We start from the raw sequence: 23,165 nt of genomic DNA, 5'->3' as shown, positions 1-23,165 counted from the left end.
GCGGGGCCGTCGTGATCCAGCGCGGCACTAGGCTGCCCCCCATGCTCCTGTACGCCCTCGCGCTCCTCTCCCTGCTGCTGTTCGGCATCGGCATGCTGCGCGACCGGCGCCGCTTCGGCAACGCCGTCTGCCTCGGGCTCTCCGTCGCCCTGTTCTCCCTGGCCCTGCTCGGCACCCTCCACCGGGCCGACTCGGTCGCCGCCGAGACCGTCCTGGTCGTCCTGGTGCTCACCCCCGCGCTGGGCAGCCTGGTCCTCGCCGGTCTGCTGATCGCCAACGGGCTCAAGACCGCCCGCAAGGAGGGCCGCAGCCTCGCCAACCTGCTCGCCCTGCTGTGCGGCCTCGGCATCCTGGCCGTGTTCGCCCTGCTGCTGGCCGCCACCGGGGCCGACTCCGAGGCGCTGGTGGTGGTCGCCCGCACCGTGTTCGTGGTCGCCTGCTACCTGTCCTTCCTGTTCGCCTGCTTCGTCGGCTACGCCTACCTGTACGGCCGACTGACCCCGCGCGAGGACGTCGACTACGTGGTCGTGCTCGGCACCGGCCTGCTCGACGGCAGCCGCGTCCCGCCGCTGCTCGTCAGCCGCCTGGAGCGCGGCCGCCGCCTGTACGACCGGCAGGTCGACCGCGGCCGCTCCCCGCTGCTGGTCGCCTCCGGCGGCAAGGGCTCCGACGAACAGCTCCCCGAGTCCCACGCCATGGCCGACTACCTGGTCGAACGCGGCTTCCCCGCCGACCGGATCATCCGCGAGGACCGCTCCCGCACCACCGAGGAGAACCTCCGCTTCAGCCACGCGATCATGGCCGCCGCCGACCCCGACTACCGCTGCGTCGTCGTCACCAACAACTTCCACGCCTTCCGCGCCGCCGTCTTCGCCCGCCGCGAGGGCGTCCACGGCCACGTCGTCGGCTCGCCCACCGCCGCGTACTTCTGGCCCAGCGCGACCATCCGCGAGTTCGTCGCCGTGCTCGTCATCTACCGCTGGGCCAACCTCGCGGTGGGCACCCTGCTGGTGCTGGAGTCGCTCAGCCTCTGAGCCCCTCCGGTTTGCGCAGCTCCAGCATCGACACCGACAGCCACGGGCCGCCGTACCAGTACGCCGGGCCGAGCGGGCGGACGGTGCCCGCGCCCAGGTGGGCGGCGTAGCGGCGGACCATCGGGGAGATGTCGGCGAGCAGCAGCCGGCCGCCCGGGCGCAGCACGCGCAGGGCCTCGTCCACGGCGCGCAGCCGGGCCGCCGCGGTGGGGATGTTGTGGATCACCAGGGCGGAGGTGACCAGGTCGAAGTCCGCCTCGGGGAAAGGGAGTTCGGTGACGTCGGCGGTGTGCACCTCGATCCGGTCCCGGACGCCGGCCGCGGTGGCGTTGGCCAGGGTCGCCGCCGGGGTGTTGCCGCTCTGGTCCTTCGTCGCCCACAGGTCCACCCCGACCGCCCGGCCGCGCGGCAGCCGTCGGGCCGCGCCGATCAGCACCGCGCCGCGGCCGCAGCCCACGTCCAGCAGCCGTTCGTCGCCGCGCAGCTCCAGGGCGTCCAACTCGCGTTCCCAAACCCGGAGTTTGCCGCGCAGCGTGGTGTGCAGGTGTATCCCCGCCTGTGCCAGCAGTCCGGCCCCCAGCGCGGCCACCGCGGCCCGGCCCCGGAACGGGCGGGCGGCGGCCGTGAGCGCGCAGGCCGCGCCGAGGGCGGAGGTCGAGGCGACGAAACCGGGCGCGTCGACGCCGTAGCGGAAGAGGGACGTGAACGGGTTCTCGGTCATGCCGGCAGTCTCACGGCCCGGCCGGGGCCGCGTCTTGGACGAATGTTCCACCGCTACCCGCGCAGGTAGCCCGGTGCCGCCCAGGCCACCTCGTCCACCGACAGCCACGGCTCGCGCGCCACCGCGGACGGCGTCACCCGGGCGAAATCGGCGACCTCCCGGTGCAGGTGGGACTGGTCCGCGTAGCCGGCCTCCGCCGCGACCGCCGCCGGCGGCCGACCCGCCGCCAGCCGGTGCGCCGCGTGGTCGAACCGCACCAGCCGGGCCGCCCGCTTCGGCGTCACCCCGGCCTGCGCCCGGAACCGCGACCACAGCCGCTTGCGGCTCCACCCCACCTCCGCCGCCAGGGCGTCCACCCGTGCCGCGCCGTGCGTACGCGCCAACTCGCGCCAGACGTACGCCACTTCCGCGTCCACCCGGCGGCCGGCCGACCGCCGTGCCGCCAACTCCCCGGCCACCAGGGCGAAGCGCCGCTCCCAGGACGGCTCCGCCCGCAACCGCTCCTCCAACCGGACGGCCGCCCGGCCCCACACCTCGTCCCACCCGGCCGGCGGGCCGCCCTCCGCCGCGAACCCCTCCAGCACCGCGTGCGCCACCACCGGCGACAGCCGCACCTGTAGGCACCGCACGTCCCGCCCGCTGCCCCGCAGCCCCTCCGTCCCCAACCCGATCACCACGCTGCCCCGCACCGGCCGCCCGCCGTCCGTGACGGTCAGCGGCCGCTCGCCCAGATCGATCGCCAAGGTCACCGCCGGGAACGGCACCACCCCCAGGTCCGCCACCCCCCGCCCCCGGAACCCGGCCATCGCCACCCCGGGCAGCCGCCAGGGGCGCGACGGGGTCGCGATCTCCCACGGGGCCGGTGGCTGCACGCCCCCAGCCTAGGCAGACGGCCCGGGAACGACCAGGTTCCGCGTCCGCTCAGCCCCGCAGGGCGGCGGCCGCCGCGCCGATCAGGCCGGCGTCGGGGCCGAAGCGGGCGGGGTGGAGGTGGATGCCGCGGGTGAAGGGGAGACCGGCGTAGCGGGTGAGGTGGCGGGCCAGGGGGTCGAAGAGGAGGGGACCGGACTGGGCGACGCCGCCGCCGATGACGACGGCCTGGAGTTCGACCAGGGCGGCGGTGCCGGCGATCGCGGCGGCCAGCGCCCGGGCGGCGAGGTCGAAGGCGGCGAGGGCGGCGCCGTCGCCGGTGCGGGCGGAGTCCGCGACGGCGCGGGCGGTGAGCGGGCCGCCCCCGGCGGGGCGCCAACCGGCCGTGCGGGCGCGGCGGACGATCGCGGGGCCGCTGGCCAGGCCCTCCAGGCAGCCGCGTCCGCCGCACGGGCAGGGCTCGCCGTCCCACTGGACGCTGACGTGCCCGATGTGCCCGGCGTTGCCGCTCGGGCCCGGGTGCACCCGGCCGTCCAGGACCAGGCCGCCGCCGACCCCGGTGGAGACCACCATGCACAGCGCCTCGCGGTACCCGGCGGCGGCGCCCAGCCAGTGCTCGGCCTCGGCGAGCGCCACCCCGTCGCCGAGCAGCCGCACCGGCAGCGCGGTGCGCTCCGCGATCCGCCGGGCCAGCGGGAAGCCGCGCCAGGACGGGACGTTGACCGGGGAGACGGTGCCCGCCGCGGTGTCGACCGGCCCCGCGCTGCCCACGCCGACGGCGGTGACGCCCGGCCAGGCCGGGTGCGCGGAGAGTTCCTCCAGCACCCGGGCGACGCCCGCGAACACCGCCTCGGCGTCCCCGTCCGCGGCCGTCGGGCACTCGGCGCGGGCCAGTAGTCCGCCGGAGCCGGTGACGATCGCGCCGGCGGTCTTCGTCCCGCCGAGGTCGACGGCGGCCACCAAGGGCGACAACGACGACGACGGCGACGGCGGCGACGACGGCGGGGACGGGTCGGTGGCCACGGCGCGCACCTCCTGCATGTCCGACTCGGGGTGACCTGTCGGACTGGCCAGGCTACCGGAAGCCGCAGGTCGGCGGCCCGCGAGGCCCGGGGTGGCGGCCACCACCCGGTCGGGGACGCGGACCGGTTCGCAGTCCGGGCGCTCGGCGGTGCGCTCCGCGCAGCCGACGGCCGGCGGCGGGTCCAAGTCCCCGACCGGGACCCGGGCGGGCGGGCCCGCCGGCTCGCCGAGCCGGTCGAACACCGGCGGGTCGGGCGGTTGGTGCACGCCCAGCGGCCAGTCCCGCGCCGCCGACTCCGACGGGGCCCGGACCGCGGCGTCCTGCTCCGGCCCCGGCGGCCACGGGTGGCCGGGGACGTCCGGGCGCACCAGTACCAGCGAGGCGACCCGCCCCGGCCGCTCCAGGGCCGGCCCGGGCGCCGGGCCGCCGCCCGGGCCGCACCCCACCGGGTGCACCGGCCCCGGGCCCAGCCGGTCCGGCACCGCCCGCAGGTCCGCCGGCGCCGCCGTCGCCCCGTCGCCCCCGCTGTCCGCCCGCCACGGGCTGCCGCCACCGTCGAGTTCGACCGGGCCTTCGTGCGCCGTGGCGGTCATTGTGCGGTCAACCGGCCCGCGCCGAACCGGGATTGCCGGGTGGCGGGCGGGGGTCAGCCGGTGAGCGGGACGACGCCGCCGAGGCGGGTGGCGGTGAGGGTGGCGCGCAGGTGGTGGTAGGCGGGGGTGTCGAAGCGGCCGGCGCGGGGGTGCAGGACGGTGGCGGCGGAGAGGGCGACCGCGTCGGGCAGGACGGCGGGCCAGCCGGCGTTGCCGGAGAGGCCGGCGGCGAGGGCGGCGACCACGGAATCGCCCGCGCCGGTGGGGTTTCCGGTGACGGCGGCGGGCGGGGCGCAGCGCCAGGCGCCCTGGCGGTCGACGGCGAGCAGGCCGTCCGGGCCGAGCGAGGCGAGCACGGACTCGGCGCCCCGGCGGATCAGCACCCGGGCGGCGTCCCGGGGGTCGGGCAGGCCGGTGGCGGCGGTGAGTTCGGCACCGTTCGGCTTGATCACGGTGGGGCGGGCCGGGAGTGCGGCGAGCAGCGCCGGGCCGTCCGCGTCGAGCACCACCGGCAGGTGGAACTGCCGTCCCAGCGCGACGAGTTGGCCGTAGCCGTCGGCGGGCGCGCCGGGCGGCAGGCTGCCGGCCAGCACCAGGACGGCGGCCTGCGGCAGGTGCCGGGCGGTCTCGCCGAGCAGGGCGTCCCACTCGGCGGCGCTCAGCGCCGGGCCGGGCTCGTTGAGCACGGTGGCGTCCGCGCCGTCCGCGACGGTGACGGTGCGCCGGGTGTCGCCGGTGATCGGCACCTCGGCGTGGTCGAGCCCGGCGGCGGCCAGGTCGGCCCGGACGGCGTCCCCGGTGGGCCCGCCGAGCGGCAGCACGCAGCGGACGGCCCGGCCCAGCGCGGCGAGCACCCGGGCCACGTTGACGCCCTTGCCGCCCGCCTGGGCGGCCACCCCGGTGACCCGGTGGCTGGTGTGCGGGCGGAAGCCGGGCACGGTGTAGGTGACGTCCAGCGCCGGATTCGGCGTGACGGTGAGGATCACGGCGGACGCCCCCCAGGATGGTCGTCGGACGAACTGACTGACTGAATTTGCGTGATCATACCGGGATTCGCGCAGCTTCGAGCACCGATGGGGGATTTGTGAACGTCCGGGGCGGGCGCGGTGTCGTCAGCTCGTCGAGTCCAGGGCCCCGGCCAGGTGGTGGGCCGCGGTGGCGAGCTGGGCGGGTGTCTCGGCGGCGGCGAAGCCGACCCGGACGTGCGGGGCGGGTTCGGCGGTGAAGTAGTTCGAGCCGGGGGAGAGGGCGACCCCCCGGCGCAGCGCGGCGGCGGCGAAGGCGGCCGGCTCGGTCCCGGCGGGCAGCGGCAGCCACAGGTGGAAGCCGCCGCGCGGGAGGCGGGGCGGCAGCAGGGCGGGGGCGTGCCGGGCCAGGGCGGTGGCGAACAGCTGCCGTCGCTCGGCCAGCTCCCGGGCCAGCGCTCGCAGGTGGCGCGGCCAGTCGGTGGCGGTGACCAGTTCGAGGGCGGCTTCCTGGAGCGGGCGCGGGACGAAGAAGGAGTCCACCGCCTGCACCGAGCGCAGCCGGGCCAGCGCCGGGCCCCGGGCCACCAGCGCGCCCACCCGCAGGCTCGGCGAGGCCGCCTTGGTCAGCGAACGGACGTGCACCACCGTGCCGTCCGGGTCGTCCGCGGCCAGCGGCGGCGGCAACTCGCCCGCATCCGCGTGCACCAGCAGCCGGGCGAAGTCGTCCTCCACCACGAACGCCCCCGCCCGCTTCGCCGCCGCCAGCACCGCCCGCCGCCGCTCGACCGGCAGGACGGTGCCGGTCGGGTTCTGGAACAGCGGCTGGCAGACGAACAGCCGTGCCCCCGAGGCCGCGAACGCCTCGGCCAGCCGCTCCGGGATCACCCCGTCCGCGTCCACCGGCACCGGCACCGGGCGCAGGCCCGCCGCCCGGGCGACCGCCAACAGCCCCGGATAGGTGGGGGACTCGACCAGCACCGGCGCACCCGGCGGGGCCAGCGAGCGCAGCGCGCAGGTCAGCGCGCTCTGCCCGCCCGCGGTGACCAGCACCTCCGCCGCCGTGACGCCGCCGCCCAACTCCCGGGCGAACCAGCCGCGCAGCTCCGGCAGCCCCTCCAGCGGCGGCCGCCCCCAGGCGCCCGGCCGGCGGGCCGCCCGGGCCAGCGCGCCGGCCAGCGCCCGTTCCGGCAGCAGCGAGGGGTGCGGGTAGCCGCTGTTCAGGTCGATCACCTCCGGCGGGGCCAGCGCGAGCGCGGCCAGCACTCCCGAGGCGTCCACCACCCGGGCCGGCGGCGCCCCCGCCTCCGCGCTGAGCGCCACCTCCTGCCAGGAGAAGTCGCCCCGCACGGCGGGCGCCGGCCCGGGCTCGGCCCGGAACACGCCCGCGCCCGGCCGGGACACCACCACGCCCTCCGCGACCAGCTCCCGGACCGCCCGGGAGACCGAGACCGGGCTGACCCGGTAGCGCTCCACCAGCTCCCTGCTACTGGGGATCCGCTCGCCCGGCGAGTAGCGCATCACCATGGCGCGAAGCGTGCCCGTCAGCTCCTGCACGCTCATTCGTCGGCCCTTCCGGCAGGCGGGCGGTAACTGCTACCGTCCTGTATGTCAGCACAGAATAGCGCTACTGCACTTCGCCCGATAGCGGTCGGCAGGCTCGGCGGCACCGCCCAGGCCGCCCTCGGCGTGCTCGCCTTCTCCTTCAGCTTCCCCGCCACCGCCTGGGCCCTGGAGGGCTTCGGCCCCTGGACGGTCACCGGCCTGCGCGGCATCCTCGCCGCGCTGCCGGCCGGCGCCTGCCTGCTCGCCTCCGGCGCCCGCGTCCCGCCCCGGGCGGCCTGGCCGGGCCTGGCCGCCGTCGCGGTCGGCTGCGCGGTCGGTTTCCCGCTGCTGTCCACGCTCGCGCTGCGGCTCTCCTCCACCGCGCACTCCGCCGTGGTGATCGGCCTGCTGCCGCTGGCCACCGCCGCCGTCGGCGCGCTGCGCGCCAAGTCGCGGCCGCCGCGCGCGTTCTGGCTCGCCGCGACGGCCGGGGCGGCCGTCGTGCTCGCCTTCACCGTCCAGCAGAGCGGCGGCGCGGGCCTGACCGCCGCCGACCTGTACCTGTTCGGGGCGCTGCTGCTCTGCGCGTTCGGCTACGCGGAAGGCGGACGGCTGGCCCGTGACCTGCCCGGCTGGCAGGTGATCGGCTGGGGCGTGGTCGCCGCGCTGCCCGTCAACGCGCTCACCGGCGCGCTCGCGCTCACCGCCGAACCCGTGCACTGGAACTGGCACGGCGTCACCGGCCTGGCCTACCTGGCGGCCGTCTCGCAGTTCGGCGGCTTCGTGGTCTGGTACCGCGGGATGGCCGCCATCGGTGTCCCCCGGGCGAGTCAACTCCAGCTCGCCCAGCCGCTGTTGACGCTCTGCTGGGCCGTCCTGCTGCTCGCCGAGGCGCTGCCCGGCGCCGCCGTCCCCACCGCCCTCGCCGTGGTCGCCTGCATCGCCGCCACCCAGCGGGCCGGCCGGGGGAGGTAGCGGAGGGGGCGGGGCCGACCCGGGTCGTCCCGACCCGTTGCCGGAGTCAGTCCTCGAACAGCGGGCCGGTCAGCCAGTAGTAGAGCAGCTCGTCGGCGGCCGCCGCCCGGCGGGCCGGGGCGGCGAGGGCGGGCAGCGCGGCGAGGGCCGGGGCGGGCGGGGTCGGGCCGTGCGGGCGCAGGGCGAGCAGGGCCCCGGTGGGGGAGCCGGCCGGCAGGTCGCGCACGGCGGGGGAGAGCTGGTGGGCCCAGGGGCCGGTGCTCCACGGGTCGCCCGGGATGACGAAGCAGTGCGCCCGCCCGGTGGCGGGCCAGACGGTGCGGTCGACCAGGTCGGCGTCCGGGCCCGGGGCGCGGAAGAAGGCGTACGCGGGCGTGCTCACTGGGCCAGTACGCAGTACAGGTGCTGCCCGTCCTTCCGGGCCCGGCGGGCCAGCACCCCCAACTGGTGGATCAACCGCATGAGTTCGATCCGCTCCACGTTCTTCACCTCGTCGGTGCGGCCCCACTGGCTGGTCAGTTGCGGCAGCCGCCTGCGCTCGATGCCGGCCAGCGCGTCGCGGGTCTCGTCGGAGAGCTCGACCACCCAGGGGCCGGTCATCCACGGATCCTCGAAGTCGACGGCGGTGCCCGGCGCCTCCGGGTCCCAGGGCTGCAGGCCGGTCGGCCACACCGAGCGGTCCGGGCCGTCCTTGACCGGGGAGTCCCCCTCCCGCAGCGCGGCCACCAGGTGCGGCAGCACCACGGTCGGGTCGATCCCCCTGGCCTGCACCGATTCGAAGGTCTCGGCGGGCGAACGACCGCCCAGCTCCATCACCTTCCGTACCGCGGCCTCGTCGGCGGCCCGGAAGTAATCCGTCCGCAGGTCCATGTCGCGCGCTCCCCATCGTTCGGCAAGGCGCCCAGTGCATCACAGTCCGCGCCGTCGCGGGGCCGGGTCGCCGTCCTGTGATCTGTCTCCCACCCGCCGAAGGGGCGTTCCGGCGGGGAAGTTCGCACACTGTCTTTCGTTCGTGCACCCGCTACCGCCCCCGCCTCGGCCCTCGCCGCCGCCCCGCGAACCGTCCGCTGCGCGTCCTGCCGGGCGCGTCCGTGCCGGCCGGCACCGGTGACGGCGGGCCGTGGACCAGGCCGGCGTTCCCGGCCCGGCCGGGGCGCCGGACGGATCGGGGGCGCCGGACCTGCCGGAGGAGGAACGGGCGGGGCGGCACCCCCGCACAAGGAGCCGCACCGCCCGTTCCGGTCAGTAGGTGCCGGGGACGCCGACGTCCTTGCAGGCCTTGGCGAACTGCGGGGTGCAGACCTCTTCGGCCTTGTAGAGACCGCCGGCAATGACCGTCTCGACGACCTTGTCCTTGGTGACGACGACCGGGGTGAGCAGCATCGACGGGATCTGCAGGCCGTTCGAATCGGTCATGGTGGAGGCCACCGAGGTGATGTCGATGCCCTTCAGCAGGTAGACCGCCATGCTGGCGGCCGCGTCGGCCTCCGGCTGGTACGGCTTGTAGATGGTGTACGCCTGATCGCCGGTGAGGATCCGGCGGATCGCGTCCAGCGAGGCGTCCTGCCCGCCGACCGGCACGTCGGTGCGCCCGGCCTTGTGCAGCTCGTCGATGATCGCGCCGGCCATGCCGTCGTTCGCCGAGTAGACGCCCTGGAAGCCGTTCTTGCCGAGCTTGGAGATCGCCTCGGCCATCTTCGAGCCGGCGATGTCCGGCTTCCACTCGCCGGACTGCTCGTACGCGATCCGCTTGACCTTGCCGTCCAGCGCCTTGTGCGCGCCCTCCTTGAAGGAGGCCGCGTTGGGGTCGGTCTCGGCGCCGTTGATCATCACGATCTCGGCGTTGCCCGCCTGCTTGCCCATCGCCTCCAGCAGCGCCTGGCCCTGGAGTTCGCCGGTGCGCTGGTTGTCGAACGAGATGTAGGCGGCGACGTTGCCGGCGGCCAGCCGGTCGTACGCGATGACCTTGATGCCCTTGCTGTTGGCCGCGTCCACCCACGGCGCGGTGGCGGCGGCGTTCACCGGGTCGAGCAGGATCACCTTGACGCCGCGGGCGAGCAGCGCGTCGAACTGCTCCTTCTGCACCTTCTCGTCGCCGTCGGCGTTGGCGTAGTCGAGGGTGCACTTGGTGCACAGCCCTTCGACCGACGCCTGGATCAGCGGCTTGTCGAACGCCTCGTAGCGGGTGGATGAGGTGCGCTCGGGCAACAGCAGTCCGATGGACTGGTTGCCCGCGGACGACGAGGGCTTGTCGTCCCCGCAGGCGGCGAGCGACATCGCCATCGACACGGCGGCCGTGCCGATGACGAGTCGACGCGTCATCGAGTTCATGGTGGGTGGTGCCTCCCTGACAGCGCCGTGTCCCTACGGCGAGGTGAGGGGAGTCAAGCCCCACGGACCAGGTGTCGTCAAGAAGTAAATCATTGGTCGGAGGGAATCGACCAAGTCGTTACCTTCTTGAATGCATTCCGGGAGGTTCGTCTGCGGATCGTTCAGCGTTCGCTGCGTGCCACCAGGAACACCCCGCCGACCACGATCCCGCCGCCCAGAATGATCGGCCAGGTCAACGCTTCGGAGAGGAAGAGCCAGCCCAGGAACACCGCCACCACCGGATTGACGTACGCGTAGGTCGCCACCAGCGGGAGCGGCGCGCGCTGCAACAGCCAGGCGTAAGACGTGAACGCGACAATCGAGCCGAACAGCACCAGGTACACCAGCCCCGCCCACGAACCCGCCGACACCGCGCCCGGTTCGAAACCGCCCGGCTCGCCCCGCGCGAACGACAGCGCCAGCGCGCCCACCGCGCCCGCCAGCATCTCGTACACGCTCGCCACGAACGGATCGGCCGGCATCGGCAGCCGCCCCGCCAGCACCGAACCCAGCGCCCACACCACCGCCGCGGCCACCACCAGCAGCAGGCCCGACAGGCCCACCTGGCCGGTCAACCCCGGTGCGGTCAGCACCACCAGGCCCACCAGGCCGAGCAGCACGCCCGCCAGCGTCGCCCCGCCCGTCCGCGTCCCGAACGCCCGGCGCAGCAGCACCACCCACAGCGGCACGCTCGCCACCATCAGCGCCGCCAGCCCCGACGGCACGGTGCGCTCGGCCAGCACCACCAGCCCGTTGCCGCCGACCAGCAGCAGCACGCCCACCAGGAAGGCGGAGGCGAACTGGCGCCACGTCACCCGCAGCGCGCGCCACCCCTTGCGGACCGCCAGGCCGGCGCCGAGCAGCAGCGCCGCGGCGCCGAAGCGCAGCGCGCCCGACAGCAGCGGCGGCATGGTCTCCACCACTACCCGGATCGCCAGGTAGGTCGACCCCCACACCACGTACACGATGCCGAGCGCCGCCCAGACCGCCGCCCCGAGCCCGCCGAACGGGGCGGCCCGGCCGACCGCGTCGGGGGCCGCTTCCGCGGCTGCCGCCCGGGAGCTCACCGGGGAGCCGGCCCGGGAGCCGGTCGGGGACGGACAGCCGGGGTCGGCGTCGGCGGGGGACTGCGGAGAGGGTGCGGACACGTGCGTCTCCTTGTCTTGGTCCTGACAGGGCGTTCGGCGGAATGACACCACACTCCGTTCGTGCGCGGCAGGGGGTTTCAGCACTCGGTACGGACGGCGAGAGCACTACGCGCGAACGCCCCCGCCGCACGCCGGACAGGGCCGACCGGATGAACCGGCGCACCACCGCGCCCCCAGCCGCCCCGCCCCGGCCGCGCCGGATGGTAGGCATGGGGGCGGTCCGAGCGCAGCCGATCGGAGGAGCGGCCGCATGGCATGGTTCGCCGCCCCCGAGTACCGGCTCGCCCGCGAGCTGTTCCTACGCCTGCTCGCCCTCGTCCACGCCTGCGGGTTCCTGGCCGCCGCCCGGCAGTTCCGCGCCCTGCTGGGCAGCCGGGGCATGCTCCCGATCCCGCGCTTCCTGGCCCGCGTCCCGTTCCGCCGCGCCCCCAGCCTGTTCCACTGGCACTACAGCGACCGCTTCTACGCCGCCCTCGCGTGGAGCGGCCTGCTGCTGTCGCTCGCCCTGCTCGCCGGCGCCGCGAACCTGCTCCCGCTCGGCGCCGCGATGGCCCTGTGGGCGCTGCTCTGGGTGCTCTACCTGTCGATCGTCAACACCGGGCAGACCTGGTACGCCTTCGGATGGGAGTCCCTGCTGCTGGAGGCCGGGGCGCTCGCCGTGTTCCTCGGCAACGACCGCGTCGCCCCGCCGCTGCTCGGCCTGTGGCTGCTGCGCTGGGTGCTGTTCCGGGTCGAGTTCGGCGCCGGACTGATCAAGTGGCGCGGCGACGAGTGCTGGCGCAAGCTCACCTGCCTCTACCACCACCACGAGACCCAGCCCATGCCCGGCCCGCTCAGCTGGTTCTTCCACCACCTGCCCCGACCGCTGCACAAGGCCGAGGCCGCCGCCAACCACTTCGTCCAACTCGTCGTCCCCTTCGGCCTGTTCCTCCCGCAGCCGATCGCCTCCGACGCCGCCCTGCTGATGATCGCCACCCAGCTGTGGCTGATCGCCTCCGGCAACTTCGCCTGGCTCAACTGGCTCACCGTCGCACTCGCCCTGTCCGTCCTGGACACCGGCACCCTGCGCCGCGTCCTGCCGATCGGCCCCGACCCCTCCTACGGCCCCCAACCCGCCTGGTACCAGGCCCTGGTGGCCGCGTACACCCTGCTCGTGCTCGTCCGCTCCCGGCAGCCGCTGCGCAACCTGTTCTCCCCGCGCCAGCAGATGAACCGCTCCTGGGACCGCCTCCACCTGGTCAACAGCTACGGCGCGTTCGGCTCCGTCAACCGCGACCGGTACGAGATCGTCCTCGAAGGCACCCGCGACGTTCACGGCCAGGACGGCTGGCAGGAGTACGAATTCCACGGCAAGCCCGGCGAAGTGCGGCGGCTGCCAAGGCAGTTCGCGCCCTACCACCTGCGCCTCGACTGGCTGATGTGGTTCGCCGCGATCTCCCCCGCCTACGCCCGCCCCTGGTTCCGCCCGCTGCTCGCCCGCCTGCTCGTCAACGACCCCGACACCCTGCGGCTGCTGCGCCACAACCCCTTCCCCGGCACCCCGCCCGCCCTCGTCCGCGCCCAACTGCACCACTACCGCTTCACCGACGGCCCCGAACTCCGCGACACCGGCGCCTGGTGGCACCGCCGCCGCGTCCGCACCTACCAGCCGCCCGTCGGGCTCGCCGAACTGCGCCCGTACGCGCCCCGGGACGCGTCCCGGAACGGGCCCCGGAACGGGCCCCGCGACGAGCCGGGAGGACACCGATGAACCCACCCAACTCCCGCCCCCCACCCGGCCGGGGCGTACTGTCGGTGCCGCTCCCTACCGTACGGACCACGCGGACGGGCCCCGCGCCCCCGCCGACGGTCCACCGCGGCCCGGCGAACGCACGGAGGTCCGGTGCGTGCACGGCTCGAACGCGCACCCGTATTCTGGCCTCCCGCGACGCCACCGCCGCCGCAAACACCCCACCCGCCCCGCCAGTCCTTCTGCCCGCCAAACGCCACGAACCGGACTTCACATGACAGTGCGCACCCTGAACGACGCCGACGACGCCGCGTCCGAGACCGCGTCCGCGACGGACGGCGAGACCCGCCAGAGCACCCGTGAGGAACTCGGCCGCTTCGCCGACCAGGGCGGCTTCGCCCTCACCGCGGACGCCAACCCCTGGCTGGAGGCCGCCGACACGGTCACCGGACCCGAGGACGCCCGCGCCGCCTCCACCGCCCTCGCCGAACTCCGCAGCCGCGACACCCGCGCCGTCGGCCAGGCCGCCAACGCCATCGCCGCCAAGGCCGGCCTCGACATCCCCGACACCCTCGGCGGCCTCACCACCCTGCTCGACCTCCTCCAGCGCGTCCACGCCACCACCGCGACGCTGCGCACCGAGGCCTACGCGCAGGACCTCGCCGAACTCGCCGCCGCCACCGGCACCGGCGCCTACCGCAAGGAGACCGGCGCCAAGCTAGGCTGGAACCGCCGCCGCACCCTGCGCGGCCAGGCCCGCGCCCTCGCCGCCCCCGGCACCCGCCCCGGCCGCGCCGAGCTGCACACCGCACTCGTCGCCGCCGCGGCCGCCCACCGCGACTGGACCGCCCTCTCCGACGCGTCCTCCCGCCCCTCCGTCCCCGTCGACGGCACCCTGCTCACCGAGACCGCCAACGTCGTCGACTCCCTCGCCGACGCCGTCCGCTCCCTGGCCCGACTCCTCCCCGGACGCTCCCTCGACTCCCTCCCGCTCACCGAACTCGCCGACCTCGTCGACCGCCTGGCCGCCGACGAAGGCACCCTCTACCGGCTCTCCGCCCTGCGCCAGCTGCGCCTGGAACTCGCCGAGGAGGGGCTCACGGAGCTGCTGGAGGAGCTGAGCGAGCGCCAAGCCGACAAGGACGCCGCGCTGGCCGCGTACGACCGGCACGTCGCGGCGAAGGCCGCGCTGGCGGCGGGGCCGCAGGTGCCCGAGGTCGAGGTTGCGGAGCCGGAGGCTGTCACCGAGGCGCCGGTGGCCGAAGCCAGGTGCCCGAGGTCGAGGTTGCGGAGCCGGAGGCTGTCACCGAGGCGCCGGTGGCCGAAGCCGAGCCGGGGGCCGTCGAGGTCGTGCCGGTTGCCGAGGCCGAGGCCGGGGTCGCTGCCGAGGAAGCGGTGACCGAGCCGGAGGCTGTCGCCGAGGTCGCTGAGGAGTCGGTGGTGGCCGAAGCCGAGCCGGAGGCCGTTGAGGTCGAGGCGGTTGTCGAGGCCGAGGCCGAGCCCGAGATTGTCGCCGCGCCGGAGCCCGAGCCGGAGCCCGAAGCTGCCGTCGAGGCCGAGCCCGAGGTTGTCGTCGCGCCGGAGGCCGTTGTGGCTGAGGAGCCGGCTCCTGTCACGGTGACGGCGGGGTGGGTCAAGCCCGATCTGGTGGCCGGGAAGCCGATCGCCGCGTACTCCGCAGAGGAACTGGTCGCGCTGGTGGGCTGGTTGGACTCCGACGGGGAGAAGCGCAGCGATGACGAACTGCTGCGGGCGGCGATGAAGGAGCTCGGGTTCGCCCGGCTCGGGCCGCGCATCAAGGAGGCGCTGGGCGCCGCGGTGGCCACCGTTCGCGCCTGACGGCTCGTCAGTAGGAGAGTTCCTTCCCGCCCGTCGTCGCGCTCCGTGCGCGGCGGCGGGCGGGTTCATTCGCCGATGTCCTCGTACCAGAGGTCGGGGCGGGCGGCGGCGAAGTCGGTCATCAGGCGTACGCAGCGCGGGTCGTCGAGCAGGGTGATGCCGGTGCCGTGGGCGGCGAGCCAGTCGTGGCCGCCGGTGAAGGTGGTGGATTCGCCGATCACCACGTGGCCGATGCCGAACTGGCGGACCAGCCCCGAGCAGTACCAGCACGGGGAGAGGGTGGTGACCATCACCGTGTCGCGGTAGCCGCGCAGCCGGCCGGCTGCGCGGAACGCCGAGGTCTCCGCGTGCGCGGACGGGTCGTCGTCCTGGACGCGCCGGTTGTGTCCGCGTCCGAGCAGTTCGCCGTCCAGCCGGAACAGCGCCGCTCCGATCGGGACGCCGCCCTCCGCGAGTCCGGCCTCCGCCTCCGCTACCGCGACGTCCAGCCACGTCCGTGCCTGCTCCGCCGTCACCCGACCGTTCATCCGGCCACCTCCGGCTGCTCACTCTTCCGGCCCTGGCCGTCGTGGTGCACCCCGCCACGCCGACAGCGGGACGAGCGGCTGTCGCGGGGCCGGGTGCGGTCCGGTGTCGGACGTCCTTGGCGTCTCCTTTAAGGTGCGGGGATGCGAGATTTCGGGGCGGGACTGCGGTTCCTGTTCAGCGGGCAGCGGTGGGTGGCGCGGCACGTGCGGTGGTGGGCGTTCGGGATGATCCCGGCGCTGATCGCCCTGGTCGGGTACGTGGCCGCGCTGGCGGTGCTGGTCGTGTACGCGGGTGACCTGGCCGAGTGGGCCACGCCGTTCGCGGACGGGTGGAGCGAGGTGTGGCGGAACGCCGTGCGGGTGGTCGTCGCGGGGGTGGCGATCGGTGCGGGCGGGCTGCTGGCGATGCTGACGTTCACGGCGGTGACGCTGCTGATCGGTGAGCCGTTCTACGAGTCGCTGTCGGCGAAGGTGGAGGCCACCGAGGGCGGCGGCCCGCCGGAGCCCGACGTTCCGCTGTGGCGGGCGCTGTGGGTGGCGGCGCGGGACAGTCTCGCGGTGCTGCTGCGGGCGGTGGCGTTCGGGATCGTGCTGTTCCTGTGCGGGTTCATCCCGGTGGTGGGGCAGACCGTCGTGCCGGTGCTGGCGCTGTGCGTGTCCGGGTACTACCTGACGGCCGAGCTGACGGGCACGCCGCTGCAGAACCGCGGCCTGCCGCAGAAGGAGCGGCTGCGGCTGCTGCGTTCCAGGATGCCGATGACGCTCGGGTTCGGGACGGGCCTCGCGCTGCTGTTCCTGATCCCGGGGGCGACGGTGCTGGCGATGCCGGGCGCGGTGGCCGGGGCGACGCTGCTGGCGCGGGAGATCTCCCCGTACGGGGCGGAGGAGGCCGGGGGAGGCGAAGGGGACGACGAGGGGAACGGCGACGGCGACGGCCCGGAGCCGGACCCGTACCAGCAGCCGAACCCGTACCGGCAGGACCCGTACGGGCGGTATCCGGGGCAGCACCCCGGTCCGAACCCGTACGCGACCGACCCGAAGGCCGGATGATCGGGCCCATCGCCGGACGCCACGGTGGTCTGCCGTAGCGCCACGCGCCGCGCGACAACATCCCCGTGGCCGTGTTCGTGGACGCCGCCGTCCCCGAGGCCGTTCCGTCCCCCTCCGGCCACCGCGTCCGCTCGCTGCCCTTCACGTGCCGAGCGCCCGGGGGTGCAACGGAGGGGCGGTCACCGCTGCGCGCGGTGGCCGCCCCTCCGTTGCGCCGCCGGGATCAGGACGGGTGGCTGCCCACCGCGTCGCGGACCTCGGCGCCCAGCACACTGTTGGCGCGGGCGCAGTGGGCGCAGCAGAAGAACCGCCCGGCGACCTCGACGCCGTGGCCGACGATGCGGACGGTGCACTGCTCGCAGCGCGGGGCGAGCTTCTCCATCGCGCACTCGAAACTGTCGAAGACGTACGTGTCGCCGGTGATCGTCTTGATCTCGAAGGACAGCCAGTAATCGTTCTGGCACACCACGCAGACCGCCATGTCGGGCTCCTCTCGCCGTACGGGTCCACCGTCGAGTCTTGGCCCGGTCCGGGTCGGCGGCAATCGGCGGCGGTCCGAACGGACAAAGCGCCGGTGACCAGGACGAAAAACCGATGGGCCGTTCGATAATGGGCAGCAGGGTCCGGTGTTCAGTCGAGGAGGCCGAGATGATCATTCGTATCTGGGAGGCGCAGGTCGCCCCGCACCGGGCCGAGGACTTCTGCGCCAGGCTCGCCTCGACCGTGCTGCCCGGCCTGGGGCGCTGGGACGGCTTCCTCGGCGGGGAACTGCTCCGGGCCTGCTCCGACGAGGACCACCGGGTCCGGATGATCACGCGCTGGCGCGACGAGGAGGCGCTGCGGGCGTACGCGGGGCCGATGTGGCGGATCCGGCCGGTCTGGTCCGAGGGCGAACTGCACGAACTGGAGCACCCGCCGACGGTGGTGCACTTCCACTCGCTGAGCCGCCTGGACGCGCCCCGCCCGGACGCGCCCCGCCCGGACGCCCCCGCCGGCCGTCCGGTGGGGGCGGGCTGATCGGCCCGGGTCAGCCGACGGCGCCCTGGGTGTCGGCCTTGATGCCGAGCGAGGCCAGCCACTGCCGGCAGTTCTCGCAGGGGATGCGCTTGACCCAGGAGCGGACGTCGTGGCCCCGCGCGTCCATCGCGACGATCAAGCTGTCGGGGAAGGCCGCGGGGACGGTCTGGAAAGCGGCGACCACCTGGTCCTCGGTGGTGAAGCCCTGGGCGTGGATGAACCGGTCGAGGGCGTGCACCTCGGCGCAGTTCCCCACCGACCAGGTCTCCAGGCGGTCGACCCGGCGGCTGACCACGGCGTAGGTCAGGTTCAGCAGGGCGCTGCCGTCGTTGCGTCCCCGGTAGACCCGGCCTCCGGCCACCAGGATGGCCCGGACCACGGTGTGCGTCCCCTGCGGGGCGGCCTCGCGCAGGGCGAGGGCGAACTCACCGGCCAGGATATCCCGATTGGTGCGCTGCACCGGCGGGGCGGGCGCCTGCCGGGGCGCGGGCTGCTGGGCGGCGAGCAGGGCCGCGTCGCGGGCCTGGAGCCGGGCGACCAGCACCCGCCGCAGGTCGGCGACGGCGGTGAAGGCGCCCTGCCCGGCGCCCTGCCCCCAGTCGGCGAGGGCCCGCCGGGCCTGCCGCCCGGGCCGCCGCTCGTGGCCCGCCGTCAGCCGGCCGATCTCCCGCAGCACCTCCCGCACCAGCCCGGCCAGCACGTACGGGGACAGGTCGGTCAGCGGGCGGTCGCGCTCCAGCTCGACCAGCGCCCGCCGCAGGACGCCCGCCAGCGCCTCCAGTTCGGCCAGTGCCTGGGCGTCGTCGGGCGTCTGCAGGGCCGGCCCCCGCAGGTAGGCGGTCTGCAGGCCGGTCAGCCCGGTCAGCACGGCGTCCGTGGTGTCGGTGGGGCTGGGGGCGGGGTCACGGTACACGTCAACCTCCGGTTTTCTCATGGGAGTTGCGACCGTACCGGGCGCAGGGGAGGCCCGCCGCGGAGATCACCGGAATCCGATCCGTCAATCGGACCGGAAGCGGTGATCCGAAGCGCGGCGGGGGCTCGCCGCCCTCAGCCGCGCGCCGCCGGTTCCACCGGGATGCCCGCGTCCGCCTTCACCTGCTTCATCGTCAGGTGCGAGTGCACCTGCGCGATGCCCGGCAGGCCGGAGAGCACGTCGGTGACGAAGCGCTCGTACGCGGCGAGATCGGCCACCGCGACCCGCAGCAGGTAGTCCGGGTCGCCGAACAGCCGGTGCGCCTCCACCACCTCCGGCAGCTCCGCCACCCGCCGCTCGAACTCGCCGACGGTGGCCCGGTCCTCGTGCCGCATCACCACCGTGACGAAGGGCTGGAAGCCGCGCCCGACGGCGGCCGGGTCGAGCCGCGCCCGGTAGCCGCGGATCACCCCCTGCTCCTCCAGGTGGCGCACCCGGCGCAGGCACGGCGACGGGGTCAGCCCCACCCGGTCGGCCAGCTCGGCGTTGCTGATCCGGCCGTCCTGCTGGAGCTCGTGGAGGATTCTGCGGTCGATGCGGTCCATGGCGCAACATTCTGCCAGAGCGGGGCCATGACCAGCGGAAACGGGACATCGGCTGCCAACGCCGGACGGATAGCGTCCAGGTGTTGAGATTTCCCCCACTGAAGGTGCCATGGACCCGCACGCCCTGCTGCTCTTCCTCGGCGTCGACGTGCTGCTGGTCTGCACGCCCGGCCCCGACTGGCTGTACATCGTCGCCCGCGGCCTCGGCCAGGGCCGCCGCACCGCGCTCACCGCCGTCACCGGCGTCTGCGCGGGCTACGCCGTGCACACCCTGCTCTCCGCCGCCGGCCTCGCCGCCGCCCTGCGCGCCGTCCCCGCCCTGCTCCCCGCGCTGCGGCTGGCCGGCGCCGGCTACCTGGCGTTCCTCGCCGTCGGCATGCTGCTCGCCCTGCGCCGCGGCGGGACCGGTCCGTCCGTCGCGGCGGCCCGGCCGCAGCCGGCCCGGACGGTGCTGCGCCAGTCCCTGCTGACCGCGCTCCTCAACCCCAAGGGCCTGCTGCTGTACCTGTCGCTGGTGCCGCAGTTCGTCACCCCGGGCGCCACCCTGCCGGTCGGCGGCCAGGTCGCGGCACTCGGCGCGGTCAACGTCCTGTGCTGCGCCGCCGTCTACACGGCGGTGGCCCTCTGCGCGGCCCGCCTCGGCAACCGCGTCGGCGGCACCCCGACGGCGGCCCGCCGCCTCTCGGCGGTCTCGGCGGTCCTGCTGCTCGCGGTCGCGGGCGTCACGGCGGCGGCCTGAGCGGACGGGGAGAGCGACCACAGCAGGGGCCCGGGGAACGCCGAGTCGATGCTGCTGGTGGCCGGAGCCCGTCGGAGGACCGTGCTGCTGCGTGTCCGTGACGGAGCCCGAAGCCGGTGCGCGCTCCGGCAGGCGCACCGCCGGCAGCCACGGCCCCGCCGTTCCCCGAGCCCCTGATCGCGCGTCCCGCCGTTCTCAAGGAGCCGTGTCGTGCGCCGCGAGCGCCGCGCGGAGGGTGAGCAGGTCGGGGCCGCGGACGGCGTCCAGGCCGGTGAGGTCGGCGGTGCGGCGCAGGCGGTAGTCGACGGTGTTGGGGTGCACCTGCAGCTTCGCGGCGGTGCGGCGGCGGTCGAGGCCGCAGGTGAGGAACGCCCGCAGGGTGCCCAGGAGTTCGGGGCGGGCGGCGAGCGGGGCGAGCAGCGCGGCGAGGGCGTCGCGGGCCGGTCCGGGGCGGCTGAGCTGGTACTCGACCAGGACGTCGTCGAGCAGGTGCGGGCCGGGGCCGCGTCCGGTGGCCTCGGCGACCTGGCGGATCTCGGCGGCCAGCCGGGCCGCGGCGGCGACCTCCGCGGGGGCGGCGACGGTGGCGCCGGCCGTCAGTTCGGCGCCGCAGGCCCGGGCGAGCCGTTCGAGCAGGGCGGCCAGCGCGGTGCGGTCGGGGACCGGTCCGCGGGAGTCGTCGGGCAGCAGCACCGGGCCGCCGTCGGCGGACAGCGCGGCCAGCGGCACCTCGTCCGTGCGGCGCTCCAACTCGGCGCGCAGGCGCCGGAGTTTGCGACGGGCGACGACCGATCGGTTGACGCCGGGGCGGCCCTCGTCGGGGTGCGGGCCGATCGCCAGCGAGAGCACCAGGTAGCGCGCGGGCAGCCGGATGCCGGCCCGGTCGGCGGCGGCGCGCGGGTCACCGCCCTCCAGCAGCCGGGAGAGCAGGGCCTGCCGGGAGACCTGTTCGCCGCCGAGCGCGGCCTGCCGCTCCTGCACGTACCCGGCGGCGACCGCGCAGCTGACCACCCGCAGGTAGCCGAGGAGGCGGTCCTGCGCGGTGGCGACGTCGGGCAGGTCGGTGGGGGAGGCTTCGGCCAGGACGCGGGCCGCGCACAGCTGGGCGCCCAGGTGGTAGGCGCCGACCACGGATTCCAGCGGCACGCCCTCGTCGGCGCGGCGGGCCGAGGACTCCCGGATCCGGGCGAGTTCGGCCTCGCCGGGCAGCACGCCGGTGCGCAGCACCTCGACGAACGACCGGATGCCGCGCTCGACCTGACGGGTGATCTCGCCGCGCAGCTGCTCGGGCGGCAGCGAGTGGTAGGCCGGGAGCCGGTCCAGCAGCCGGACCATCACCTCGCCGGCCAGCGCGGGCGCCAGCGCGAGCAGCCGGAGGTGGACCGGCCGGCCGCCGAACCGGGGCCCGTCGTCGGCGAGTTCGGCGGCGGACGGGCCGGGTTCGGGGACGGACGGGCCGGGTTCGGGGACGGACGGGCCGGGTCCGGGAGTGGACGGGCCGGGTCCGGGGGTGGTGTGGGCGTCGGCCCCGGTCTTGGGTGCGGTCACAATCCACCTCGCGAATCTCTGTGCGGCGGCCCGGCGACGAGGCCGCGCGGCGCGTTCATGATGGTTCCCCGGAGGTTACCTACCCGTAGGTAACTCCTGCGATCCCCCACCTTGTTCAGGTCGCGCGCCCCCACCCCCCACCCAGAAACGGGAACCGCCATGAACCGAGCCGCCCGGCTGATCGCCACCGCCCTCGCCGCCGCCGCGATCGCCACCGCCGCCCCCGTCGCCACCGCCGCCGCGACGACCGCCACCACCGCGGCCGACCCGTTCTACGCGTACGACGGCGCCGCCCCGCTGTCGTCGTACGCGCCCGGCACCGTGCTCAAGACCCGCACCCTCTCGTACCACCTGCTCGGGCTGGCCACCCCCGTGCGGGCCGTCCAACTGCTGTTCCGCACCACCGACGCGCAGGGCCGCCCCAGCGCCGGCGTCACCACCGTGGTGCGCGGGCTGGGCGGCGACGGCAGCCGGGCCGTCTCGTACCAGTCCTTCTACGACTCGCTGAACCCCGAGCACGCCCCGTCCCGGGCGGTGGCCGGCGACGTCAGCCTGGGCGGCGCGATCGCCAACGCCGAGGCGCTGTTCGTCGTCCCGTTCGTGCTCCAGGGCTACGACGTGGTGATCCCCGACACCGAGGGGCAGAGCGCCGACTTCGCCGCCGGACCCGAGTACGGCACCACCACGCTGGACTCGATCCGGGCCGCCTCCGCCTCGCCCGCCACCGGCCTGGACGGCGACACCAGGTTCGGCATGATCGGCTACTCCGGCGGCGCGATCGCCACCAACTGGGCCGCCGCGCTCGCCCCCTCCTACGCCCCCGACGTCAACCGCCGCCTGGTCGGCTTCGCCGAGGGCGGCCTGCTGGTCGACCCCGCGCACAACCTGAAGTACGTGGCCGGGGGAGTGGTGTGGCCCGGCGTCATCCCGATGGCGATCACCGGCGTGGCCCGCGCCTACGGCTTCGACCTGACGCCCTACCTGAGCGACTACGGCAAGGAGGTGTTCGCCAAGACGAAGGACGCCTCGATCGTCAACGCGCTCGGCCAGTACCCCGGCCTGACCTGGCAGAAGCTCGCCAAGCCCGCCTACGCCGACCCGAACTCGATCCCCGAGTACCTGGCGGCCGTCAACAAGGTCAACCTCGGCTCCGCCCCCACCCCCACCGTCCCCGGCTACATCGCGCAGGGCAACGGCGGCGTCCTGGAGGGCACCTTCAGCAACCTCCCCGGCATCGGCACCGGCGACGGCGTGATGGTGGCCGGCGACGTCCGCGCCCTGGCCCGGCAGTACTGCGCCACCGGCAACGGCGCCGTCAAGTACCAGCAGTACGACCTGCTCAGCCACCTCGGCACGGCCGTCCCGTGGGCGCCCACCGCCGTGCTCTACCTGAACGACCGCTTCGCCGGCAAGGCCGCCCCGTCCGACTGCGGCCGCATCCCGGCCGGCAACTCGCTCGCCCCCGAGCGCCCGGCCCCGGCCGGGAAGTAGCCGGGACCGCGGAGCCGACCGCCCCGAACCCCGTGCGGGGCGGTCGGCTCCGCGGAGCTCGCTCACCGGGGCCCGCTCACCAGACGACGGCCACCACGACCGCGGCCGCCGTGAACGTGGCCACCGCGAAGAACGGCCACGGCTTCCGGTTGCGCATGCCGATCAGGGCGACCGCCGCCACCAGCACGTCCAGGGCCAGCTTCACGGCCATCTTCGGGTCCGAGACCGGCAGGTCCAGCGCGTGCCTGGTCCAGATCAGCCCGACGCCGGTGACCAGTTGCACCACCGCGCTGGTCACCATGTACCCGCCCGTCACCGGGTCCTTCCCCCGCAGCTGGTAGAAGATCCCGCCCAGGATCGCGGCGAACCCGAACAGGTGGAACACGAGGAACACGTACCGCAGGATCTCCATGCCAGTGATCTTTCTCCAGAGCCGGAACGACGTGGTGACTTCCGGTACTG

General features: G+C 75.2%; 24 protein-coding genes. 9 read left to right on the top strand and 15 right to left on the bottom strand.

What is annotated here, in order from left to right; all coding sequences use genetic code 11:
• Window positions 1-41 precede the first annotated feature (41 nt).
• Window positions 42-1,034: a YdcF family protein gene (locus OO48_RS02940; protein WP_033212425.1), complete on the top strand. Its 993-nt coding sequence runs from the start codon at window positions 42-44 to the stop codon at window positions 1,032-1,034.
• Here OO48_RS02940 and OO48_RS02935 read toward each other — a convergent pair.
• The 5 genes from OO48_RS02935 to OO48_RS02915 all read right to left on the bottom strand — a co-directional run bounded on the left by OO48_RS02935 (window position 1,024) and on the right by OO48_RS02915 (window position 6,770).
• A complete protein-coding gene (locus tag OO48_RS02935; protein ID WP_033212423.1) occupies window positions 1,024-1,755 on the bottom strand; it encodes a class I SAM-dependent methyltransferase in 732 nt (243 codons plus the stop codon). The genes OO48_RS02940 and OO48_RS02935 overlap by 11 nt on opposite strands.
• A 53-nt stretch (window positions 1,756-1,808) precedes the next feature.
• Window positions 1,809-2,627, bottom strand: coding sequence for a helix-turn-helix domain-containing protein (locus tag OO48_RS02930; RefSeq protein WP_033212421.1), 819 nt, complete (start codon window positions 2,625-2,627; stop codon window positions 1,809-1,811).
• Between the two features lie 49 nt (window positions 2,628-2,676).
• A complete protein-coding gene (locus tag OO48_RS02925) occupies window positions 2,677-3,666 on the bottom strand; it encodes an ROK family protein (RefSeq protein ID WP_081951876.1) in 990 nt (329 codons plus the stop codon).
• A gap of 629 nt (window positions 3,667-4,295) precedes the next feature.
• On the bottom strand, window positions 4,296-5,228 hold the full coding sequence (locus OO48_RS02920) for a 1-phosphofructokinase family hexose kinase (RefSeq protein ID WP_033212419.1): 933 nt from the start codon (window positions 5,226-5,228) through the stop codon (window positions 4,296-4,298).
• Between the two features lie 126 nt (window positions 5,229-5,354).
• Window positions 5,355-6,770 carry an aminotransferase-like domain-containing protein gene (locus tag OO48_RS02915; RefSeq protein WP_033212417.1) on the bottom strand — a complete coding sequence of 472 codons (1,416 nt, stop codon included), beginning with the start codon at window positions 6,768-6,770 and terminating at the stop codon, window positions 5,355-5,357.
• Window positions 6,771-6,815: 45 nt separating this feature from the next.
• Between OO48_RS02915 and OO48_RS02910 the strand changes: the two genes are divergently transcribed.
• A complete protein-coding gene (locus tag OO48_RS02910; RefSeq protein ID WP_033212415.1) occupies window positions 6,816-7,727 on the top strand; it encodes a DMT family transporter in 912 nt (303 codons plus the stop codon).
• A 46-nt stretch (window positions 7,728-7,773) separates the two neighbouring features.
• Here the strand turns inward: OO48_RS02910 and OO48_RS02905 are convergent, their stop codons facing one another.
• The 4 genes from OO48_RS02905 to OO48_RS02890 form a co-directional block, all read right to left on the bottom strand.
• Window positions 7,774-8,109, bottom strand: coding sequence for a hypothetical protein (locus OO48_RS02905; protein WP_033212413.1), 336 nt, complete (start codon window positions 8,107-8,109; stop codon window positions 7,774-7,776).
• Entirely contained in the window at window positions 8,106-8,597 is a 492-nt protein-coding gene (locus OO48_RS02900) for a hypothetical protein (protein WP_033212412.1), read from the bottom strand. The genes OO48_RS02905 and OO48_RS02900 overlap by 4 nt, the downstream gene beginning before the upstream one ends.
• 372 nt (window positions 8,598-8,969) lie before the next feature.
• Window positions 8,970-10,058 carry a sugar ABC transporter substrate-binding protein gene (locus tag OO48_RS02895; RefSeq protein ID WP_033212410.1) on the bottom strand — a complete coding sequence of 363 codons (1,089 nt, stop codon included), beginning with the start codon at window positions 10,056-10,058 and terminating at the stop codon, window positions 8,970-8,972.
• Window positions 10,059-10,219: 161 nt separating this feature from the next.
• Window positions 10,220-11,245, bottom strand: a complete 1,026-nt coding sequence (locus OO48_RS02890; protein ID WP_081951872.1) for an EamA family transporter — start codon at window positions 11,243-11,245, stop codon at window positions 10,220-10,222.
• A gap of 250 nt (window positions 11,246-11,495) precedes the next feature.
• Between OO48_RS02890 and OO48_RS02885 the strand changes: the two genes are divergently transcribed.
• From OO48_RS02885 to OO48_RS02875, 3 genes are all read left to right on the top strand, one after another.
• Complete coding sequence (locus tag OO48_RS02885; RefSeq protein WP_051731658.1) at window positions 11,496-12,995, top strand: lipase maturation factor family protein; 1,500 nt, start codon at window positions 11,496-11,498, stop codon at window positions 12,993-12,995.
• A gap of 253 nt (window positions 12,996-13,248) precedes the next feature.
• Window positions 13,249-14,373 (top strand): hypothetical protein, encoded by a 1,125-nt coding sequence (locus OO48_RS02880; protein WP_157845366.1) that lies wholly within the window; start codon window positions 13,249-13,251, stop codon window positions 14,371-14,373.
• A complete protein-coding gene (locus tag OO48_RS02875) occupies window positions 14,292-14,813 on the top strand; it encodes a hypothetical protein (RefSeq protein ID WP_033212408.1) in 522 nt (173 codons plus the stop codon). The genes OO48_RS02880 and OO48_RS02875 overlap by 82 nt, the downstream gene beginning before the upstream one ends.
• Window positions 14,814-14,878: 65 nt before the next feature.
• On the opposite strand, the gene OO48_RS02870 is transcribed toward OO48_RS02875, so the two are convergent.
• Window positions 14,879-15,340, bottom strand: a complete 462-nt coding sequence (locus OO48_RS02870; RefSeq protein ID WP_051731657.1) for a nucleoside deaminase — start codon at window positions 15,338-15,340, stop codon at window positions 14,879-14,881.
• Between the two features lie 141 nt (window positions 15,341-15,481).
• On the opposite strand from OO48_RS02870, the gene OO48_RS02865 reads away from it, so the two are divergent.
• Entirely contained in the window at window positions 15,482-16,390 is a 909-nt protein-coding gene (locus OO48_RS02865) for an EI24 domain-containing protein (RefSeq protein ID WP_033212407.1), read from the top strand.
• A 223-nt stretch (window positions 16,391-16,613) separates the two neighbouring features.
• On the opposite strand, the gene OO48_RS02860 is transcribed toward OO48_RS02865, so the two are convergent.
• Window positions 16,614-16,871, bottom strand: a complete 258-nt coding sequence (locus tag OO48_RS02860; RefSeq protein WP_030462512.1) for a hypothetical protein — start codon at window positions 16,869-16,871, stop codon at window positions 16,614-16,616.
• Between the two features lie 167 nt (window positions 16,872-17,038).
• Between OO48_RS02860 and OO48_RS02855 the strand changes: the two genes are divergently transcribed.
• Window positions 17,039-17,407, top strand: coding sequence for an antibiotic biosynthesis monooxygenase family protein (locus OO48_RS02855; RefSeq protein ID WP_051731656.1), 369 nt, complete (start codon window positions 17,039-17,041; stop codon window positions 17,405-17,407).
• A 10-nt stretch (window positions 17,408-17,417) separates the two neighbouring features.
• On the opposite strand, the gene OO48_RS02850 is transcribed toward OO48_RS02855, so the two are convergent.
• Together OO48_RS02850 and OO48_RS02845 are read right to left on the bottom strand one after the other, a co-directional pair.
• On the bottom strand, window positions 17,418-18,320 hold the full coding sequence (locus OO48_RS02850; RefSeq protein ID WP_033212404.1) for a hypothetical protein: 903 nt from the start codon (window positions 18,318-18,320) through the stop codon (window positions 17,418-17,420).
• Between the two features lie 134 nt (window positions 18,321-18,454).
• Entirely contained in the window at window positions 18,455-18,925 is a 471-nt protein-coding gene (locus OO48_RS02845; RefSeq protein WP_033212403.1) for an Lrp/AsnC family transcriptional regulator, read from the bottom strand.
• A gap of 109 nt (window positions 18,926-19,034) precedes the next feature.
• Here OO48_RS02845 and OO48_RS02840 point away from each other — a divergent pair, with 109 nt between their 5' ends.
• Window positions 19,035-19,664 carry a LysE family translocator gene (locus OO48_RS02840; protein ID WP_033212401.1) on the top strand — a complete coding sequence of 210 codons (630 nt, stop codon included), beginning with the start codon at window positions 19,035-19,037 and terminating at the stop codon, window positions 19,662-19,664.
• A gap of 195 nt (window positions 19,665-19,859) precedes the next feature.
• On the opposite strand, the gene OO48_RS02835 is transcribed toward OO48_RS02840, so the two are convergent.
• On the bottom strand, window positions 19,860-21,212 hold the full coding sequence (locus tag OO48_RS02835) for an RsbRD N-terminal domain-containing protein (RefSeq protein WP_081951869.1): 1,353 nt from the start codon (window positions 21,210-21,212) through the stop codon (window positions 19,860-19,862).
• A 159-nt stretch (window positions 21,213-21,371) separates the two neighbouring features.
• Between OO48_RS02835 and OO48_RS02830 the strand changes: the two genes are divergently transcribed.
• Window positions 21,372-22,703, top strand: coding sequence for a lipase family protein (locus tag OO48_RS02830; protein ID WP_033212400.1), 1,332 nt, complete (start codon window positions 21,372-21,374; stop codon window positions 22,701-22,703).
• Window positions 22,704-22,779: 76 nt separating this feature from the next.
• Here OO48_RS02830 and OO48_RS02825 read toward each other — a convergent pair whose 3' ends face one another.
• Complete coding sequence (locus tag OO48_RS02825; protein ID WP_033212399.1) at window positions 22,780-23,115, bottom strand: hypothetical protein; 336 nt, start codon at window positions 23,113-23,115, stop codon at window positions 22,780-22,782.
• Between the last annotated feature and the right edge of the window lie 50 nt (window positions 23,116-23,165).

The sequence above is a fragment of the Kitasatospora phosalacinea genome (assembly GCF_000716545.1).
Classification (GTDB): Bacteria; Actinomycetota; Actinomycetes; order Streptomycetales; family Streptomycetaceae; genus Kitasatospora; species Kitasatospora phosalacinea.
Note: the sequence above shows the minus strand (reverse complement) of the source record. Positions and strands in the feature narration are given on the sequence as shown.